Source organism: Limimaricola pyoseonensis, assembly GCF_900102015.1.
Lineage (GTDB): Bacteria > Pseudomonadota > Alphaproteobacteria > Rhodobacterales > Rhodobacteraceae > Limimaricola > Limimaricola pyoseonensis.
The window spans coordinates 11,737-28,339 of sequence record NZ_FNAT01000006.1 but is presented as its reverse complement, the minus strand read 5'-3'; the positions used below and the strand labels follow the sequence as shown (position 1 = coordinate 28,339).

14 protein-coding genes are annotated in these 16,603 nt (G+C 69.6%); 10 read left to right on the top strand and 4 right to left on the bottom strand.

Features of this window, described 5'->3' with window-relative positions:
- Positions 1-5 precede the first annotated feature (5 nt).
- Positions 6-1,208, bottom strand: coding sequence for a pyridoxal phosphate-dependent aminotransferase (locus tag BLT43_RS13045; protein ID WP_090113517.1), 1,203 nt, complete (start codon positions 1,206-1,208; stop codon positions 6-8).
- A 19-nt stretch (positions 1,209-1,227) separates the two neighbouring features.
- Positions 1,228-2,757 (bottom strand): carboxypeptidase M32, encoded by a 1,530-nt coding sequence (locus tag BLT43_RS13040; protein WP_090113516.1) that lies wholly within the window; start codon positions 2,755-2,757, stop codon positions 1,228-1,230.
- Positions 2,758-2,935: 178 nt separating this feature from the next.
- Between BLT43_RS13040 and BLT43_RS13035 the strand changes: the two genes are divergently transcribed.
- From BLT43_RS13035 to BLT43_RS13000, 8 genes are read left to right on the top strand one after another with little or no spacing between them, the layout of a single operon-like run.
- Positions 2,936-3,805 carry a DUF4438 domain-containing protein gene (locus BLT43_RS13035; RefSeq protein WP_090113514.1) on the top strand — a complete coding sequence of 290 codons (870 nt, stop codon included), beginning with the start codon at positions 2,936-2,938 and terminating at the stop codon, positions 3,803-3,805.
- The gene (locus BLT43_RS13030) at positions 3,802-4,677 is read left to right on the top strand and encodes a DUF4438 domain-containing protein (protein ID WP_090113513.1); all 876 of its coding nucleotides are present in this window, start codon (positions 3,802-3,804) and stop codon (positions 4,675-4,677) included. The genes BLT43_RS13035 and BLT43_RS13030 overlap by 4 nt, the downstream gene beginning before the upstream one ends.
- Positions 4,674-5,780 carry an Ldh family oxidoreductase gene (locus BLT43_RS13025; protein ID WP_165612616.1) on the top strand — a complete coding sequence of 369 codons (1,107 nt, stop codon included), beginning with the start codon at positions 4,674-4,676 and terminating at the stop codon, positions 5,778-5,780. Before BLT43_RS13030 ends, BLT43_RS13025 begins: the two co-directional genes overlap by 4 nt.
- Positions 5,777-6,937 (top strand): M24 family metallopeptidase, encoded by a 1,161-nt coding sequence (locus BLT43_RS13020; protein ID WP_090113511.1) that lies wholly within the window; start codon positions 5,777-5,779, stop codon positions 6,935-6,937. The genes BLT43_RS13025 and BLT43_RS13020 overlap by 4 nt, the downstream gene beginning before the upstream one ends.
- Before the next feature lie 25 nt (positions 6,938-6,962).
- Positions 6,963-8,186 (top strand): metal-dependent hydrolase family protein, encoded by a 1,224-nt coding sequence (locus BLT43_RS13015; RefSeq protein ID WP_090113510.1) that lies wholly within the window; start codon positions 6,963-6,965, stop codon positions 8,184-8,186.
- Positions 8,186-9,367 carry a pyridoxal phosphate-dependent aminotransferase gene (locus tag BLT43_RS13010; RefSeq protein WP_165612615.1) on the top strand — a complete coding sequence of 394 codons (1,182 nt, stop codon included), beginning with the start codon at positions 8,186-8,188 and terminating at the stop codon, positions 9,365-9,367. The genes BLT43_RS13015 and BLT43_RS13010 overlap by 1 nt, the downstream gene beginning before the upstream one ends.
- Positions 9,364-10,785 carry a hypothetical protein gene (locus BLT43_RS13005; protein ID WP_090113508.1) on the top strand — a complete coding sequence of 474 codons (1,422 nt, stop codon included), beginning with the start codon at positions 9,364-9,366 and terminating at the stop codon, positions 10,783-10,785. The genes BLT43_RS13010 and BLT43_RS13005 overlap by 4 nt, the downstream gene beginning before the upstream one ends.
- Complete coding sequence (locus BLT43_RS13000) at positions 10,782-12,155, top strand: dihydroorotase (RefSeq protein ID WP_090113507.1); 1,374 nt, start codon at positions 10,782-10,784, stop codon at positions 12,153-12,155. The genes BLT43_RS13005 and BLT43_RS13000 overlap by 4 nt, the downstream gene beginning before the upstream one ends.
- Positions 12,156-12,330: 175 nt before the next feature.
- Here BLT43_RS13000 and BLT43_RS12995 read toward each other — a convergent pair whose 3' ends face one another.
- Together BLT43_RS12995 and BLT43_RS12990 are read right to left on the bottom strand one after the other, a co-directional pair.
- Positions 12,331-13,266, bottom strand: coding sequence for an ABC transporter permease (locus tag BLT43_RS12995; protein ID WP_090113505.1), 936 nt, complete (start codon positions 13,264-13,266; stop codon positions 12,331-12,333).
- 14 nt (positions 13,267-13,280) lie between these two features.
- Positions 13,281-14,255, bottom strand: a complete 975-nt coding sequence (locus tag BLT43_RS12990) for an ABC transporter permease (RefSeq protein WP_090113504.1) — start codon at positions 14,253-14,255, stop codon at positions 13,281-13,283.
- A gap of 304 nt (positions 14,256-14,559) precedes the next feature.
- On the opposite strand from BLT43_RS12990, the gene BLT43_RS12985 reads away from it, so the two are divergent.
- On the top strand, positions 14,560-15,612 hold the full coding sequence (locus BLT43_RS12985; protein ID WP_090113778.1) for an ABC transporter ATP-binding protein: 1,053 nt from the start codon (positions 14,560-14,562) through the stop codon (positions 15,610-15,612).
- Entirely contained in the window at positions 15,609-16,577 is a 969-nt protein-coding gene (locus tag BLT43_RS12980) for an ABC transporter ATP-binding protein (protein WP_090113502.1), read from the top strand. The genes BLT43_RS12985 and BLT43_RS12980 overlap by 4 nt, the downstream gene beginning before the upstream one ends.
- Positions 16,578-16,603: the final 26 nt, after the last annotated feature.

Here is a 16,603-nt window from a genome sequence, read left to right as displayed (position 1 = left end):
CCCTGTCAGACGGCGGGGGCGGTCCGCTCCTCGCGGATCGCGGCGACGACGGCGGCCATGCGGGCCATCGCCTCCTCGATGCGGGGAACCGGCTGGGTCATCGACATGCGGACGAAATCGTCCGTGTGATCGCCATAGATCGTGCCCGGGTACATCATCACCCGGCCCTCGGCCAAAAGCCGCTCGCAGAACGCCCCGGCGCCGATCCCGAGCTTCAGCGAGGCGACGTCGGCGTAGACGTAGAAGCCGCCCTGCGGCTCGGCATAGCGCATGCCGATGGCGTCGAGCCCGGCGCAGATCGCGCGGCGCCGCGCGTCGTAGGTCCCGCGCATCTCGGCGACACAGTCCTGCGGACCGGTGGCAGCGGCAAGCGCCGCGTGCTGGCTCACCCCGGCGACCGAGATGGCGAAGGCGTGGTTGATCTCGGTCATCGGCGTGATCAGGTCGCGCGGCCCGGCGAGGTAGCCGATGCGCCAGCCGGTCATCGCGTAGGCCTTGGAGAAGCCCGAGAGCGTGATCGTGCGGTCGCGCATGCCCGGCAGGGCCGCGACCGGCTGCACCCGGTGGTTGCCGAAGGTCAGTTGGGCGTAGATCTCGTCCGAGATCACGATCAGGTCGTGCTCGCGGGCCAGCTCGGCGATCTTCACCACCTCCTCGGGCGCGGTGACCGTGCCGGTCGGGTTGTTGGGGTTGATCAGCACCAGGATCTTCGAGCGCGCGGTGATGTGCGGCCGGATCATCTCGGCGGTGAGGGTGAAGTTCGTCTCCATCCCCATCGGCACCTTGACCACCTTCGCCTCCGACAGCTCGGCCGCCTGCTGGTAGGGGTTGTAGCCGGGGCATGGCACGATGATCTCGTCGCCCGGATCGAGCAGGCTCAGCGCGATCACGAACATCCCGTGCTGCCCGCCCGGCGTCACCAGGATCTCGTCGGCGGCGTAGTCGGCGCCGCCATGCTCGCGGATCTGCGCCGCGATCGCCTCGCGCAGCGGCGCGATCCCGGCGGGATGGGTGTAATGCGTCGCCCCGTCCGATAGCGCCTGCCGGCCCGCCTCGACGATATGCGCCGGCGTGTCGAGATCCGGGTCGCCCCGACCCAACTTGATCACGTCGTCGAGGCCGTCGGCGATGTTCAGCATCCGGGTGATCAGGTGCGCCTCGGACAGCTTCACCCGCGCGGCAAGCCTGTGGGCGTTCGGTGTGGTCATGGGTTCCTCCTCCCCCGGGTCAGGCCGCGAGGCCGTAGATCTCGGAATACTTGGACGTCAGGTGCCGCAGATACGGCTCCGGATCGAGCGCCCGGCCGGTGGCGTTGACCAGCAGCTCGTCGCGCGAGTAGCGGCGGCCGTGGCGGGCGACATGCTGGTTCAGCCAGCCCCTGAGCGGCGCGTAATCGGCACCGTCCAGCGCGGTTCGGATGCCCGGATCCGCCGTCACCGCCGTCTCGAAGAGCTGCGCGGCCATGATGTTGCCGATGGTGTAGTTGCAGAAGGTGCCGATCTGGCCCGAGGACCAGTGCACGTCCTGCAGCACGCCCTGCGCGTCGTCCGGCACCTCGATGCCGAGATAGTCCTTCATGCCAGCGTTCCAGGCCTCTGGCAGGTCCTCGACCGAGAGGCTGCCATCGATCAGCCGGCTCTCCAGCTCGACCCGCAGCATGATGTGGAAGTCGTAGGTCAGCTCGTCCGCCTCGACCCGGATCAGGCTCGGGCGCGAGCGGTTGATCGCGCGGTAGAACTCGGTCGCCGACACGTCGTCGAGCGTGCCCGGATAGGCGGCGCGGATCTCGCCGAAATGGTTCTCCCAGAAGGCGCGGCTGCGGCCGACATGGTTCTCCCAGAGCCGCGACTGGCTCTCATGCGCGCCGAAGCTGACGCCCGAGACCGCGTAGAGCCCGACTAGGTCGGTGGCGAGCGGCGTGCGCACATAGGCCGGGTCGGCGCCCTGCTCGTACATCGCGTGGCCGGCCTCGTGCAGCGCGCCGAACAGCGACATCGGCATGTAGGCGGGGTTGACCCGCGTGGTGATCCGCACGTCGTTGCGGGTGAAGCTGATCTCGAACGGGTGCACCGTGGTGTCGAGCCGGCCGCGGTCGAGGTCGTAGCCGATCCGTTCGGCCATCTTCAGCGCGAAGCCCATCTGCGCCTCGACCGGGTAGTTGCGGTAGAGGAAGTCCGAGCGCGGCTGCTCGGCCTCGGCGATGGCGCGCACCAAGGGCAGCATCCCCTCGCGCAGCCGCGAGAACAGCGTCCTGAGCTGGGCCGTGGTGGTACCCGGCTCGAAGCGGTACATCAGCGCGTCGTAGGGGTGCTCCTCGTAGCCGATCGCCTCGGCCATCTCGCGGCTGATCTCCACCATGGTCTTCAGCGCCGGCGCGAAGATCGAGAAATCCGCCTTCTCCCGCGCTTCTGCCCAGATGTCGTGGCCGGCCGAGCCGAGCTCGGTCTTGCGGCGCAGCAGCTCCGAGGGGATGCGCTCGTGATAGTCGATCGCCTCGCGCACCTGGGCGACGATCCGGCGCTCGGGCGAGTCCTCCGCCCTGCCCTTCACCTCGGCCTCTGCGCCGTCGAGGGCGCGCTTCATCTCGTCGGAACACAGCAGGTCGCGTGCCGCCACGGCGAGCGTCGCGAGCTGCTTGGAGCGGGTCTCGCTGCCGCCCTTCGGCATCATCGTCCGCGCGTCCCAGGACAGGATCGACCCCGCGTTGAGCAGGTCGTTCACCCGGCCGCTCACCTCGATCAGCTTGTCGTAGCTCATGTTTTCCGCGTCCCTGCCGTTGTGTCCCGGGGTTCGTCGAGCCTGCCCGTCCAGGGTGCTTGACTAAGGGGTATTGCCGTGCTTCCCATACGTCGTCACAATGTCGACAATCTACTGGTGGCAATTGCCGGAAGTTTTGTCAACACCCCACGAGGCGATGGAGGGACCCGTAACCGCGATGCCAAACCTGCTCACGAATGAGACGAGCCTCGTCGAGATGGCGGTCGCCGGCTCGGTAACGACGCCATCGGTCAAGGCCGGACAGTACATTCCCTGGCCTGACGGCAGATCCACCGTGCTGCCCGGCATGTTCGGTGTCACCTACAATGTGCGCTGCGGCGACCGCGCCTTCGGCTGGGCGGCCGATCACGTCGAACCCGGCGTCTCGATCGACGACGAGGCCGATGGTGGCCGGCACCACGCGCTGCACTACCTCACCTGCATCGGCAACGAGGCCGTCGTGACCTCCGGCATGGCCGAGGGCGCGCGCGGCGTGGTGATCGGCGAGCACGCCCGCATCCTCGTGCAGTTCGACGACGCGGCGCATCGACTGATCGCGCCGGGCGACCGCATCCAGGTCGTCACACATGGCCGCGGCTTCGCCCTGCCCGAGTTTCCGGCGGTCGAGTTCAAGAAGATGAGCCCGCGGCTGTTCCACGCGATGGGTGTCACCGCCCGCGAGGGGCGGTTGCACGTGCCCGTGGCGATGGAACTGCCGATCCGGATCATGGGCTCGGGCGCCGAGCTGAACTCCGAATATGTCGACCAGGACCTGATGTCGGGCGACCGCGCGCTGATGGCCGATCTCGGCATCGACCGGATGCGGCTCGGCGACCTCATCGCGATCCGTCACGCCGACCACCATTTCGGCCGCTCCTACCGCGAGGGCGCGGTCAGCATCGCGCTGTGCATCCACGGCGACTCGATCATGACCGGGCACGGCCCCGGCATCCTCACCCTCATGACCGCGCGAGACGGCGGCATCGATTTCAGCGTCGAGCCGTCCGCCAACATCGCCCGCCATCTCGGCCTGGGAGACCCCGAATGACCGTCACCAACGCATCCGACCTCGTCGCCGTCTCCGTCGCGGGCAAGGTCGCGAACCCCGCCTTCTCCGGCCTGCCGGCCGAGCCCTACCGCCTGGCCGCGGACGGCACGCCCTTCCTGTGGCCCACCTTCGGCGGCATCGTCTACAACGTCTCGGTCGGCGACAGCGCCTTCGGCTGGTCGGGCGACTGCATCCACCCCTCGGTGTCGATCGCCCATCCCGACGCCAACAAGAACCGCGGCCTGAACATCTTCGCCTGCGTCGGCAACCGCGCCACCGTGGTCTCCGGCGCGGCCAAGGGCGCGACCGGCACGGTGACCGGCAAGTCCGGCCGCTTCTCCGACCAGGTCATCATCCATTTCGACCGCGCCACGCGCGAGAAGCTCGCCGTCGACGACACGATCATGGTCGCCGCCGAGGGCGTCGGCCTCACCCTGCCCGACCATCCCGGCATCGCGCTGAAATCGCTCGACCCGCGGCTCTTCGACAGCCTGCCGAAGGAGAACGTGGGCGGCGTGCTGAAGATGGGCGTCGCCGCCACCGTGCCGCCGCACATGGTCGGCGCGGGCGCCGGCCTGACCTCGGAAGGCGGCTCGCTGCACATCCAGTCCACCGACCGCGAGGAACTGGCGCGGCACGGGCTCGACCGGCTGCGGCTCGGCGACGTGGTCGCGGTGGCCGACACCGACAGCCGCTACAACCACGGCTACCTGCGCGGCGCCCTGTCGATCGGCATCGTCGGCCAGACCGACGGGCCGCGCGCCGGCTACGGCCCCGGCCTGACCATCGTGATGACCGCGCCGGAGGGCCGTCTCGGCGCCTTTGACGCGCCGCAGACCAACATCGCCGACATCCTGGGACTTTCCGCATGACCACCGAACAGACCCCCGCCCGCGCCATCACCATGACCAATGTCGGGCGCGAGAGCCTGCGCGCCTTCGTCGCCGAGGGCTTCCGCGCGCTGGGGCTGACCGAGGAGGATGCCGGCATCTTCGCCGACGCGCTGATCTTCTCCGAGTTGCGCTTCCACCCCGGCCAGGGCCAGGGCGTGATGCGGCTGCGGCGCTACCAGCAGCGCATCGGCAACGGCGAGGTCGCGCCGCGCGCCGACTGGACCGTGCTGAAGGAGGCCCCGAGCCTGGCGCTGGTCGACGCCCATAACGGCATCGGCACCGTCGCGGCGGCCAAGGCCATGCGGCTGGCCGTGCGCAAGGCGAAGGAGAACGGCATCGGCACCGTCGTGGTCCGCAACTCGACCCATTACGGCTCGAGCGCGGTGCATGCCTGCCAGGCGCTGGAGCAGGGCTGCATCGGCATCGCCTTCACCAATGCCGGGCCGGAGATGGCGCCCTGGGGCGGGCGCGAGGGCGTCACCGGCACCAATCCCTGGTCGATCGCCGCGCCGACCGACAAGGGCTTTCCGGCCGTGCTCGACATCGCGCTGACCACCGCCGGCAAGGGAATGATGAACTGGTACCTGCGCGAGGGGAAGAAGATGCCCCGCGACTGGGCGCTGACTCCCGAGGGCGAGGAGACCGACGATCCCGCCGCCGCGATGAACGGGCCGCTGCTCGCCATCGGCGGCCACAAGGGCTACGGCCTCGCCTTCATGACCGAGGCGCTGACCGGCGTGCTCTCGGGCGGCGGCTTCGGCCTCACCCCCTATTCCGACCCGAAGAAGCTCGACGTCTCGCACACCTTCATCGCCATCGACATCGGCTGGTTCATGGAGCCCGCCGAGTACGAGGCGCGGATGGGCGAGTTCGTCGAGATGGCCCGGAGCCGCGCGCGGCGGCCGGGCTTCGACGAGATCCTCGTCCCCGGCGAGCAGGAGGCGCGGCGAACCGCCAGCAAGTCCGAGAACGGCGTGCCGATCGCCGACGACGTGCTCGCCGACCTGCAGGCGCTGGGGCGCGAGCTGGGGCTGGCCTCGGAGCTGGAGGTCCTCGACCGCTACACCGGCGACATCCTGTGAGCCCGCCCCGCCCGCTCGCCCCCGCCTTCCACGCGGCGGCAAGGGACCGGCTGCGCGCCCGCGCGGCCCGCGCCGGGCTCGACGGGCTGCTGCTGACGCATGCGGCCAACATCGCCTACGCGACCGGGCTGTTCCTCTCGGCCGGCGAGCGGCCCATGGCGGTCTGGCTGCCGGTCGAGGGTGAGCCGATCCTCTTCATGCCCGGGCTCGAGCGCGAGAACGCCGAGGGCACCGGCATCGCCGACCTGCGCTGCTACGACGAGTTCCCCGGCCCGGTCCCCGCGATCCTGTGGATGCTCGACGAGATCGGCCGCCGCCGGGTCGGCATCGACCAGCTCAAGGCGCGGCTGCTCGACGCGGCGCGGGCCCGGACCGAGGCGCTGGACCTCGCCGATCACGGCATGGCCGAGCGGATCGTCAAGCAGCCCGAGGAGCTGGCGCTGACCCGCGTGGCCGCCACCTACGCCGACCTGTTCCTGCGGCGGCTGCACGCCGCGGCCGCCGACATCATCGGTCAGGGCGGCACCGAGCAGGACCTGATGGACGACGCCATGGCGCATGCGAAGGGCGCGCTGACCCGGACCCATCGCGACGCCTTCGCCGGCACGCCGATGGGCATCACCGCCACGGTGCATTCCGGCCCGCGCGCCGCCCTGCCGCATGGCGCCACCCTGCCCCGCATGCCGCAACCCGGCGAGACGCTGATCGCCGGGATCGGCGCCAGCCTCGGCGGCTACCACGCCGAGAGCGGCGCCACCTTCGTGCTGGGCGAGCCAGACGCCGAACAGCGTCATGTCATGCAGGCGATGGAGGAGTGCGACGCCGCCGCGCAGGAGGCGCTGGCCGCCGGGCAGAGCTGCGAGGAGATCGACCGCGCCGCGCTGGACCGGCTGCGCGCGGCCGGGCTGTCGGACGCGATCCGCCACCGCATCGGCCACGGCATGGGCCTGCAGGGCCACGAGGCGCCCTGGCTCGCCCCGGGCGACGCCACGCCCACAGGCCCCGGCATGGTCTTCTCGTCCGAGCCGGGCGTCTACCGCCCCGGCCGCGACGGCTGGCGCAGCATCAACACCATGATCGCCACGGAGGCCGGGGTGGAGATCCCCTCGCGCTTCCTGGCCGACACGCCGATCGGCGCGCGCGTCATCGCGCTCTGATCCAACACAAGAAGGGGAGCGACACATGCCGGAACCGGCAGCCTGGAAATACCAGAAGATCACCAAGAAGATGTTCGACGCACCGGCGGTGGACCTCGTGCTCATGGGCCGCGTCATCACCGCCGTCGGCGACGAGCTGATCGAGGACGGCTTCGTCCATCTCTCCGGCGGCCGGATCGCCGCGGTGGGCCGGCGTGGCGAGGCGCCGCGCGAGATCGAGACCATCGAGACCGGCGGCACGCTGATGCCCGGCATGATGAACAGCCATGCCCATCTGAGCTGGGACGGCATCCACGAGCTGTCGCAGCAGTCGATGTTCGACCCGCCCGAGATCCGCGCCTACAAGGCGGCGGGCAACATGCTGAAATCGCTTTGCGCGGGCATCACGCTGGTGCGCGACCTCGGCGTCCACGACGCCAACCTCTTCACCAAGCAGGCGGTCGCGCAGGGGATCTTCCCCGGCCCGCGCCTGCTGGTCTCGGGCGAGAGCATCATCCAGACCGGCGGTCACACCTACTGGGTCTGCCGCGAGGCCTCAGGCGCCGACGAGATGCGCCGCGCCGTGCGCGACCAGGTCAAGCGCGGCGCCGACCTGATCAAGATCATGGCCTGCCACGACACGCTCGAGTTCACCGATGAGGAGCTGCACGCCGTGATCGACGAGGCGCATCGCAATCGCCTGCCGATCACCGCCCACGCCACCTACGACGCCTGCATCCGCCGCGTCGCGGAGTTCGGCATCGACTGCGTCGAACATGGCGGCGCGATGTCCGACGAGACGATCGGCCTGCTGCTGGAGCGCGACATTCCCATCGTCACCACCTTCTCGGCCCTCGTCATCCAGGCCGAGCCCTCCATCGCCCGCGCCTTCGGCATCCCCGAATGGAAGATCGAGGAACGCCAGAAGGCGGTCGCCGACAAGACCCGCTTCGACGGGCTGGTGCGGGCCGCGAAGGCCGGCGTGCCGATCGTCTTCGGCACGGACGCGGGCAGCCCGGCGGTCGAGCACGACCGCATCGTGCCCGAGCTGAAATTCATGGTCGAGGTCGGGGTCTGCCCCGACAACATGGATGCGCTGCGCGCCATCACCGCCCGCGCCGCCAGGCTCAACGGCTTCGGCGACACGCTCGGCACGCTGGAGGCCGGCAAGCTAGCCGACCTGATCGTCGTGGACGGCAAGCCCGATCAGGACCTTGGCGCGCTGGAGCGCGTCACCATGACCTTCATCGACGGAAAGAGGCTTCACTGATGTCCCTGCTGCATGACCGCATCGCCCCGCGCATCGTCGAGGAAGACGGCGCGTTCCGCACCAAGATGCTCGGCATCGCCGCCGGGCTCGACGACGTCATCGCGCTCGGCCGCGGCGACCCCGACTTCCACACGCCGCCGCACATCGTCGCCGCCGCCAAGGCCGCGCTCGACGCCGATCAGCACCACTACACCGGCCCCACCGGCATCCCCGCGCTGCGCGAGGCGATCGCCGAGAACCTCGTGAACGAGTACGACCTCGACTATTCCGCCGACGAGATCGTGGTCACGGCCGGCGTGCAGGAATCGATCATGCTGCTGATGCTCGGCCTCTGCGCGCCGGGCGACGAGGTGCTGATCACCTCGCCGCGCTTCACCACCTACGACACCGCCGTGCATCTGTGCGGCGGCGTGCCGGTGCCGGTGCCGACCCATCTGCGCGACGATTTCGCGCTCGACCCCGACGAGATCGAGGCGCGGATCACCGATCGCACGCGGATGTTCGTGCTGGTCTCGCCCAACAACCCCACCGGCGCGGTCACCCCGCCCGAGGTGATCCGCCGCATCGCCGGTCTCGCGGTGAAGCACGACCTGCTGATCGTCGCCGACGAGATCTACGCGCGGCTGATCTATGACGGCCACGAGCACCTCTCCATCGCCACCCTGCCGGGGATGAAGGAGCGGACGATCACGCTGAACGGCTTCTCCAAGACCTACGCCATGACCGGCTGGCGCGTCGGCTACCTCGCCGCGCCGCGCGACTTCGTCGAGAAGATGACCGAGCCGCGTCACACGCTGTCGATCAACACCTGCACCGTCAGCCAGCACGCCGCGCTGGCCGCCCTGACCGGACCGCAGGCGCCGATCGACGCGATGCACGCCGAATACGCCGAGCGCCGCGCCTGGCTGACCGGCGCGCTCACCGAGGCCGGGCTGCGCTACGGCGCGCCGGGCGGCGCCTTCTACGTCTACACCGACATCTCCTCGACCGGCATGAAGGCCAAGCCCTTCTGCGAGGGGCTTCTGCGCGAAACCGGGGTCATGGTCTTCCCCGGCGACATGTTCGGCGAGGCCGACAGCGACTTCATCCGCATCAGCTACCTGCAGCCGCTGCCCCTGATCCGGGAGGCGATGCGCCGGATCGCCGGCTTCGTCGCCGCGCGAAAGGGGGTGGCCGCATGAGACCCGATCCGGAAGAGAAATTCGTCGGCATCCAGGTCAGCCCGATCAGCTTCGTCGACGAGGGCACCGACGCGGTGCTCGACACGTTGCACGACCGGGTCGGCGTCAACGTGCTGATGCTCGGCACCTGCTCGTGGCTGGGGCTGAAGACCGGTCGCTCGATCAGCCACGCGCTCGACGGCTGGCCCGACCACGGCGTGCCCGAGCCCTTCACCATGAAGGGCGGCGCCTATTTCGACCCCGATCCGCGCTTCTACGCCAACACGATGATCAAGGATTTCCGCGCCACCGACCCGGAGATGGAGGGCGTCGACATCCTCGACCTCGTCATCCCCGAGGCGCGCAAGCGCGGCATGAAGGTCTATCCCGAGCTGATGGAGCCCTTCTTCAAATATGCCGGGCATGGCAGCGCCAACACCATCGAGGTGCCGAACCTGCCGCAGGTGATGGAGATCGACTGCTTCGGCCGGATGAAGGACGAGCCCTCGACCTCGAACCCCGACTACCGCACCTGGATGCATTCGATGATCGAGGACCAGGTCCGCAACTACGACATCGACGGGCTGATGTGGTGCAACGAGCGCAACTCGCCGCTCGACCAGCTGATCCAAGGCCAGGCGCCGGGCGATTTCTCCGAGCCGGCGCTCGACGAGGCGCGGCGGCGCGGCATCGACCCCGAGGCCTGCCGCCGCGGGCTGATCCGCATGTACGAGTTCATGCAGGCCGCGATCGCCGGGGAGGAGTTCGACGACGGCGCCTTCCTGACCTTCCTGCGGGTGCTGATGGACAACCCCGAGATCCTGATATGGGAACGCTTCTGGCTCGAGCGCAACAAGGATCTCGACCGCGAGCTCTACGGTCTGGTCAAGTGGTGCAAGCCCGGCCTGCCCTTCGGGCTCAACGTCTGGAACCGCAACCACTTCAACATCTTCCGCCGGGCCCAGTGGCCCTGGGCCGAGCAGACCATGTATGCCGACTGGGTCAAGCCGATCACCTACCAGCACCAGTCCGGCGAGATCTGGCACAAGGAATTCGGCTTCTTCCACCGCACCATCCTGCGCGATTTCGACGCCGGCGCGGCCGCGGCCGTCATGTCGCGGATGCTGGGTCTCGGCGCGCCGCCGCTCGACCGGGCGATCCAAGAGGGCATGGACCCGGACGTCTACGTCCACGACCAGTGCGCCGACGCGCTGCGCGGCGTCCACGGCAAGGCCAAGGTCTACATGGGTCTCGGCATCGACGCGCCGCGGGTCCGGGCCGACCAGGCGAAATGCACGCCGGACATCGCCTACCGCTCGGTCATGGCGACCTACCGCGCCGGCGGGCACGGCGTGGTGCTCTCGCCCAACTACGCCTCGATGCAGCTGTCGAACCTCGACGGCGTGGCGCAGGCGCTGACCGAGCTGGGGCTGAAATGACCGACACGCTGCTGCAGGGAGGGGAGGTTCTGCTCCCCTCCGGCCCCGCGCGTGTCGACCTGTCGATCTCGGAGGGCCGCGTCGCCGGGCTCCACCAACCGGGCAGCGCCCCAGAGACGCGCGAAACCATCGACTGCACCGGTCTGACGGTGCTGCCGGGGATCGTCGACATCCATTTCCACGTCCGCGCCCCGGCCTATCCCGAACGCGGCACGGTGCTGTCCGAGACGCGGGCCGCGGCGGCGGGCGGCGTGACCACGCTGTTCGAGATGCCGATCTCGAAGCCCTGCTGCGCGACGCCCGAGATCTTCGAGGCGCGCCGCGCCCATTTCGCCGAGCACGCTGTGGTCGATTTCGGGCTCTACGCCGCGCCCGGCGACCTGACCGAGGCGACGCGCGACCGCTTCCTCGAGCTGGGCGCCATCGCCTTCAAGATCTTCACCACACCGGCCCCGCCCGGCCGCGGCGACGAATTCGACGGCCTCGCCTTCCCGGGCGAGGACGACCAGCTGCGCGCGCTCGAACTGCTCGCGGGCACCGGCCGCCCGGTCGTCGTGCATGCCGAGAGCGCGGCGCTGCTCGAGCGCTACGAAAGGCAGGCCCGCGCCACGCTCGACCCCGCCTCGGGCTACACCCACAACAAGGCGCGGCCCGCGGTCTGCGAAAGCGTCGCGGTGGCCAAGCTGCTGGCGATGAACATCACCGCGCAGGCGAAGCTGCACATCGCCCATGTCACCAGCGCCGAGACGGTCGCGGTGCTGCGCGCCTTCGCCGGCACCTCCGACTTCACCGCCGAGACCTGCCCGCAATACCTCTTCGCGACCGAGGCCGATGTCGACCGCGCCGGGGTCTTCGCCAAGGTGAACCCGCCGATCCGGACGCAGACCGACCAGGACGCGCTGTGGGAGGCGCTCGGCGACGGCACCATCGCGCATGTCACGACCGATCACGCGCCCTTCGCCCATGCCGAGAAGGCGGCGGCCGCCGGCGACTTCTTCGCCGCGCCGCCCGGATCGCCCGGGATCGAGACGCTGCTGCCGGCGATGCTCGACGCCGTGGCGGCGGGCCGGCTCGACCTGCGCCGGGCGCATGACCTGATCTGCGCCAACGGCGCTCGTCTCTACGGCCTTTACCCCGAGCGGGGCACGCTGCTGCCCGGCGCGCGGGCCGACGTGGCGCTGGTCGACCTCGCGGGCACCACGCGGGTGCGGCTCGGCGGGCTGGTCAGCCACGCCCGCGACGTCGCCCATCTCTGGGACGGCCGCGACTTCCGGGGCCGGGTCGTCCGCACCCTGCTGGCCGGGCGCAGCGTCTATGCGGACGGCGAGGTCACCGGCCGGGAAGGCGGCGGCCGCTTCGTCGCGCCCTGACCCCTTCCCCATCGGACAGCATGACGACCGGAGCGGGCGCAGGCCCCTCCGGTCGTCTCGTTCGCGCCCGACCCCGGCATCGAGACCTGCCACCACCGCAACACGCAGTCTGAAACGACGACGCGCCCCCGTGCGAACGGGGGCGCGTTGCCGCGTGATCCGGGTCGCCCGCCGGTCAGTCGCGCTCCTTCAGGCGGGGGTCGAGGAAGTCGCGCAGCCAGTCGCCGATGATGTTGAAGGCCAGCACCGTGAAGACGATGGCGAGGCCGGGGAACACCGCGAGCCACCACTTGTTGGCCAGCAGGTGATCGCGGCTCTCCGACAGCATGCTGCCCCAGGTCGGCACGGTCGGCGGCACGCCGAGCCCGAGGAAGGACAGCGCCGCCTCCGACAGGATGACGCTCGCCACGTTGAACGAGGCGATCACGGTCAGCGGCGCGACGATGTTGGGCAGGATGGTGCGGAACAGGATCGAGAACAGGCTGTCGCCCATCGCCCGCGCCGCCTCGACATATTCCTTCTCGCGCAGGCTCAGCGTCTGCGCCCGCACGATCCGCGCATAGGTGATCCACTGCCCGATCCCGAGCACCAGGATGATGTTCACCAGCCCCGGCCCGAGCACGACGAGGAACATGATGGCCAGCAGGATGAAGGGAAAGGCGAGCTGGATGTCGCCGAGCCGCATGATCACGTCGTCGATCCAGCCGCCGAAATAGCCCGAGATCAGGCCCAGCAGCGTGCCGAGCGTGCCGCCCACCGCGATCGAGGCGACGCCCACCAGCAGCGAGACCCGCGCGCCGTAGAGCAGCCGCGAGAGCACGTCGCGGCCCAGATGGTCCGAGCCGAGCCAGTAGGTGCCGTTCCGCGCCGCCTCCGCGCCCGGCTCCATCAGCCGCATCATGATGTTCTGGCGGTTCGGGTCGAACGGCGCCAGCCACGGCCCGAAGACCGCGATGAAGGTCGCCGCGAACAGGATCAGCATGCCGATCAGCGCCCATCGGCTGGCGATCAGGCTGTGCACCGCGCGGCGGAACTCCTTCCTGCGGTAGGAGACCACGGTCTTGCCGCGATCGGCGAAGTCGAGGCGGGCCTCGGTGTCCACATTGGCCATGTCCGGGCGCTCCTTCAGAGTTTCACGCGCGGATCTAGCCGCGAATAGATCAGGTCGACGATCAGGTTCAGCGCGATGAACACCAGCGCCAGCAGGATCACCGAGGCCTGCACCACCGGGATGTCGCGCTGGTTGATGGCGTTGAACACCAGCCGGCCGATGCCGGGATAGGAGAACACCGTCTCGACCACGACGACGCCGCCGAGCAGGAAGCCGAACTCGAGGCCGATCATCGTGACCACCGGCAGCCAGGCGTTGCGCAGCGCGTGATGCATGATCACCTGCCGCTCGGGGATGCCCTTGGAGCGCGCGGTGCGGACGTAGTCCTGCTGCAGCACCTCGAGCATTGAGGAGCGCACCAGCCGGGCATTGCGCGCCAGCGTGTAGGAGCCCACCGCGATCGCCGGCATGATCATGTGGTAGAGGCTGTCGGGCAGGTTGGCGAAGGCGGTGGCGAAGTCGCCCGAGAACAGCGGCATCAGGAACGGCACGTTGCCCGAGATCGGGAACCAGCCGAGATAGAGGCCGAAGAACATGATCATCATGATTCCCATCCAGAAGTTCGGGATGGACTGGCCGATCATCGCGAAGGTCATGATCCCGCCGTCGACCGGCGTGCCGCGGCGCAGCGCCGAGTAGATCCCGAGCGGGATCGACAGCGCGATGGCGAGCACGAGCGAGAAGATCGTCAGCTCGATCGTCGCCGGCATCGCATCCAGCACCACCTCCATCGCCGGCTGCCGGTAGCTCAGCGAGTTGCCGAAATCGCCCTGCAGGGCGTTGCCGATATAGGTGAGGTACTGGATGTGCAGCGGCGCGTCGAAGCCGAGGGCCTCGCGCGCCCGCTGGATCTCCTCGGCGCTCGCGTTCTCCGAGACGAAGAGATAGGTCGGATCGCCGCCGATCTGCAGCGATACGAAGCTGATCAGCGTCACGCCGATGATGACGATGACGCTCTGGCCGAGCCGCCTGAGAAGGAACGCCCCCATGGCGACCTCAGACGCGCCGCGGCGCGCCGGCCGACCGGCCGGCCCGCGACGCGGAACAATTGCGCGAAAATGCTGTCACTTTGATCCCCATCGCTCCGACAATTCGTTTTCCGTGCTCCGCTGCCGGCGTGACGCTTGACAAGATCGAAAGCGCTGCACCACAGTAGATGCTACATTGTCGACAGTAGACCACAGAAAATCGACAGGTCAAGGGATCGATCGGCGGGCGGCCTCATTCGGGCCGCGGTTGCCGGCCCCGAAGGCGGCCTGCCGGATCACGCAGCAGAAGGATGCCGCCATGACCATGACAGCGGAACCTGAAAATGCAGCGCCGCCGCGGGCCGGGCCGGCGGCCGGGCGGCCGCTGCTGCAGGTCCGGGATCTCCAGACCAGCTTCCGGGTCGGCAAGTCGTCGGTCCGGGCGGTCGACGGGGTGAGCTTCGACCTCGCCCCCGGCGAGACCCTCGCCATCGTCGGGGAATCCGGCTCGGGCAAGTCGGTCACCAGCCTGTCGATCATGGGCCTGCTGCCGAAGGGCGCCGGCCGCGTCACCGGCGGCAGCATCCGGCTCGACGGCCGCGACCTGCTCGGCCTCGACGAGCCGCAGATGCGCGACATCCGCGGCCGCGAGATCGGCATGATCTTCCAGGAGCCGATGACCAGCCTCAACCCGGTCCACACCATCGGCCGGCAGATCTCCGAGGTGGTGATGCGGCACCAGGGGCTGAACCGCGCCGCGGCGCGCCGGCGCGCGATCGAGATGCTCGACCTCGTCGGCATCCCCGAGCCCGGCCGCCGGGTCGACAACTACCCGCACGAGATGTCCGGCGGCATGCGCCAGCGGGCGATGATCGCCATGGCCATCTCCTGCGAGCCGCGGCTGCTGATCGCCGACGAGCCGACCACCGCGCTCGACGTGACGATCCAGGCGCAGATGCTCGAGCTGCTGCGCGACCTGCAGGCGCGCATGGGCATGGCGATCATCTTCATCACCCACGACCTCGGCGTCGTGGCCGAGATCGCCGACCGCGTCGTCGTCATGTATGCGGGCCAGGTCGTCGAGAGCGGCGAGGTCGCGGAGATCTTCGACGCGCCCCGGATGCCCTACACCGCCGGGCTGATGAACTCGATCCCCCGCCTGGGCCGCGGGTCGCGCCGCCGCGAGCGGCTCAAGGCCATTCCCGGCACCGTGCCGTCGCTGTTCTCGCTGCCGCCGGGTTGCCGCTTCGCGCCGCGCTGCGCCCACGCCGCGCCGGTCTGCCAGACCCCGCCGCCGCTGGAGCGCATCCCCGGCGGGCGCGAGGTGCGCTGCGCCCGCTGGCAGGACATCACCCTCGACACGCCGGAGACCCCATGACCCAGCCCCTGCTCAAGGTCGAGAACCTGTCGAAGCACTTCCCGATCCATGGCGGCGTGCTGCGCCGCGTCACCGCACAGGTGAAGGCCGTCAACGACGTCTCCTTCGAGATCGCCCCCGGCGAGGTCGTCGGCCTCGTGGGCGAGAGCGGATCGGGCAAGACCACGGTCGGCCGCACGCTGCTGCGGCTCGAGGAGGCGACCTCCGGCAGCGTCCGCTTCGGTGGCACCGACATCATGTCGCTCTCGACCCGCGAGATGCGCGCCTACCGCAAGCGGATGCAGATCATCTTCCAGGATCCCTTCGCCAGCCTGAACCCGCGCGAAAAGGTGCGCGAGATCGTCTCGCACCCGCTCAGGCTGCACCGCATCGGCAGCGAGTCCGACCGCATCGACCGGGTGGTGGCGCTGCTCGAGAAGGTCGGCCTCGGCACCGAGCATCTCGAGCGCTTCCCGCACGAGTTCTCCGGCGGCCAGCGTCAGCGCATCGGCATCGCCCGTGCGCTGGCGGTCGAGCCCGAGTTCATCGTCGCAGACGAGCCGGTCTCGGCGCTCGACGTCTCGATCCAGGCGCAGGTGATCAACCTGCTCGAGGATCTCTGCCAGGATCTCGGCCTGACCATGTTCTTCATCGCCCACGATCTCGGCGTGGTGGAGCATTTCTGCGACCGGGTGATCGTCATGTATCTCGGCCGCATCGTCGAGATGGGCCGCTCCGAGGACATCTACGCCCGGCCCAACCATCCCTACACCCGGGCGCTGCTCTCGGCCGCACCGCAGCCGCGCCCGGGGCGCCGCCGCGACCGGGTGATCCTCAAGGGCGACATCCCCAGCCCGATCGATCCGCCCTCCGGCTGCGTGTTTCGCACCCGCTGCCCGCTGGCCGACGCCGAATGCGCCCGGGTCGTGCCGCCGCTGGAGGCGGTCGGGACCGGGCATCTGAGCGCCTGCATCAAGACCCGCTGACGAACCGCCCTCCGATCAGGAGCTGA

What these genes read in the sequence shown, in the direction of transcription:
- BLT43_RS13045 (WP_090113517.1), bottom strand. Translation starts at nt 1,208, where the DNA reads ATGACCACACCGAACGCCCACAGGCTTGCCGCGCGGGTGAAGCTGTCC.
- BLT43_RS13040 (WP_090113516.1), bottom strand. Translation starts at nt 2,757, where the DNA reads ATGAGCTACGACAAGCTGATCGAGGTGAGCGGCCGGGTGAACGACCTG.
- BLT43_RS13035 (WP_090113514.1), top strand. Translation starts at nt 2,936, where the DNA reads ATGCCAAACCTGCTCACGAATGAGACGAGCCTCGTCGAGATGGCGGTC.
- BLT43_RS13030 (WP_090113513.1), top strand. Translation starts at nt 3,802, where the DNA reads ATGACCGTCACCAACGCATCCGACCTCGTCGCCGTCTCCGTCGCGGGC.
- BLT43_RS13025 (WP_165612616.1), top strand. Translation starts at nt 4,674, where the DNA reads ATGACCACCGAACAGACCCCCGCCCGCGCCATCACCATGACCAATGTC.
- BLT43_RS13015 (WP_090113510.1), top strand. Translation starts at nt 6,963, where the DNA reads ATGCCGGAACCGGCAGCCTGGAAATACCAGAAGATCACCAAGAAGATG.
- BLT43_RS13010 (WP_165612615.1), top strand. Translation starts at nt 8,186, where the DNA reads ATGTCCCTGCTGCATGACCGCATCGCCCCGCGCATCGTCGAGGAAGAC.
- BLT43_RS13005 (WP_090113508.1), top strand. Translation starts at nt 9,364, where the DNA reads ATGAGACCCGATCCGGAAGAGAAATTCGTCGGCATCCAGGTCAGCCCG.
- BLT43_RS13000 (WP_090113507.1), top strand. Translation starts at nt 10,782, where the DNA reads ATGACCGACACGCTGCTGCAGGGAGGGGAGGTTCTGCTCCCCTCCGGC.
- BLT43_RS12995 (WP_090113505.1), bottom strand. Translation starts at nt 13,266, where the DNA reads ATGGCCAATGTGGACACCGAGGCCCGCCTCGACTTCGCCGATCGCGGC.
- BLT43_RS12990 (WP_090113504.1), bottom strand. Translation starts at nt 14,255, where the DNA reads ATGGGGGCGTTCCTTCTCAGGCGGCTCGGCCAGAGCGTCATCGTCATC.
- BLT43_RS12985 (WP_090113778.1), top strand. Translation starts at nt 14,560, where the DNA reads ATGACAGCGGAACCTGAAAATGCAGCGCCGCCGCGGGCCGGGCCGGCG.
- BLT43_RS12980 (WP_090113502.1), top strand. Translation starts at nt 15,609, where the DNA reads ATGACCCAGCCCCTGCTCAAGGTCGAGAACCTGTCGAAGCACTTCCCG.